The organism is Geobacillus thermodenitrificans subsp. thermodenitrificans DSM 465 (assembly GCF_000496575.1).
Lineage (GTDB): Bacteria > Bacillota > Bacilli > Bacillales > Anoxybacillaceae > Geobacillus > Geobacillus thermodenitrificans.
The window spans coordinates 1-944 of sequence record NZ_AYKT01000055.1 but is presented as its reverse complement, the minus strand read 5'-3'; the positions used below and the strand labels follow the sequence as shown (position 1 = coordinate 944).

Below are 944 nucleotides of genomic sequence, written 5' to 3'. Positions count from 1 at the left end.
GGGGAGCGATTGGGAAGAGTGCTAAGGGTACGGGTAAATTTAGTAAGTATGATGTAGGATTATATAAAGAAATAAAAGGTGTACCGGGGTTAGATGCACATCATGTTGGACAAAAAGTAATTATGAAAAAATTCATTCGAAATTATGATCCAAATAATGCACCAGCAATATTAGTACCAAAAGCTGGACATACAAGAAAAGGTCCTAGGGGAATAGTTTCGAGAAGTTCAAAAGGAATTGAGAGTGCAAGACAATTATTAGCAAGAGATATAATGGAGTTAAGAAGAGTATATCCAGACATTCCTAATTCTCAACTTCGAAAATTAATTGAATTAAATAAACAATTGTATCCAGAGATGAGAAGGAGATGAGATATATGAATAAAGAAGAGTTTGTTAAACTTTTACATCAGTCAATTATAAAAGAAAATCGTAATTTTTATCGAGATATATTCAATAATACTGATATTAATGAAGTTACAGACCCCTATTGGAAAGAAGCATTGATGTTTTATTCGGAACTATCAGATAAAAATAAAGAAATATTATTTAAAATAATCGAACAAGTAGAAGTGGATGCTGTATCTAATATTTTAGGGGTGTTAGATGGGGTAGTATCAATAGGAGAAGAGGATATTGAGTTTAAAGTGACAATTAACAACAATAATGAACCAATTAATGGAGATTTACAAGACCTATTTTTGGAGTATGATGAAGAGAATAGATAACAAGTTTAGGAATACATTTTATATTTACTGATATACCATTTATAACTTTCTTTTAAAGCAATTTTTGAATTTTGAGATCTAAGTGTTATCAATAGAAATCAAAAGCTTCTATACTAACCTTCAGTGACTATAGCTTCTCAAGGTTTTTTCATTTTATAACAGAGCTAAGTAGCGATGCATCAAACAGACCAAACGCTCGCCGACAATATGAAGGAAT

General features: G+C 30.7%; 1 protein-coding gene and 1 pseudogene. Both read left to right on the top strand.

Translation table 11 applies throughout. The features are described from left to right. Positions 1 to 371: pseudogene (locus DSM465_RS19200) on the top strand (pre-toxin TG domain-containing protein); the annotation flags it as partial. A 5-nt stretch (positions 372 to 376) separates the two neighbouring features. Further along, the gene (locus tag DSM465_RS0117905) at positions 377 to 727 is read left to right on the top strand and encodes a hypothetical protein (RefSeq protein ID WP_029761977.1); all 351 of its coding nucleotides are present in this window, start codon (positions 377 to 379) and stop codon (positions 725 to 727) included. Positions 728 to 944 lie beyond the last annotated feature (217 nt).